Below are 340 nucleotides of genomic sequence, written 5' to 3'. Positions count from 1 at the left end.
GCCGTGGGCGGGGCGTCCGGGAAGCGGGCGGAGGCCCGGGGCGGGGGCGGGGCCATGGGGGCGCTGTCTTCCGAGGTCGGGACGCGTAGGTCCGGGAGGGGCTGCGCGCCGGAGGTGGCGGCGGAGCCGGGATGGGCGGGGTCGGCCGTTCGCGCGCCCTCGCCGGGCGTCCGCTGGGCCTCGCCGGGCATCCGCTGGGCGTACGCGCCGCCCGAGGCGTCCGGTGGCTCACCCTGCGCGTCGTCGGCCGGCAGCGGGTTCGAGGGTCTCGGCGGGGCCGTCGGGGGGGGGGGGGGGGGAGGGGGGGGGGGGGGGCCCCGGGGGGGGGGGGTGGGGGGGC

Annotated in this window: 1 pseudogene; it reads right to left on the bottom strand. The window is 84.4% G+C overall.

The window, feature by feature from the left end:
• Positions 1–191, bottom strand: a pseudogene (locus ADK36_RS50170) (alpha/beta fold hydrolase); the annotation flags it as partial.
• Positions 192–340: the final 149 nt, after the last annotated feature.

Source organism: Streptomyces viridochromogenes (assembly GCF_001270495.1).
Taxonomy (GTDB): domain Bacteria; phylum Actinomycetota; class Actinomycetes; order Streptomycetales; family Streptomycetaceae; genus Streptomyces; species Streptomyces viridochromogenes_A.
The sequence above is the reverse complement of the archived record's forward strand: the minus strand, read 5'-3'. Positions and strand labels throughout refer to the sequence as shown.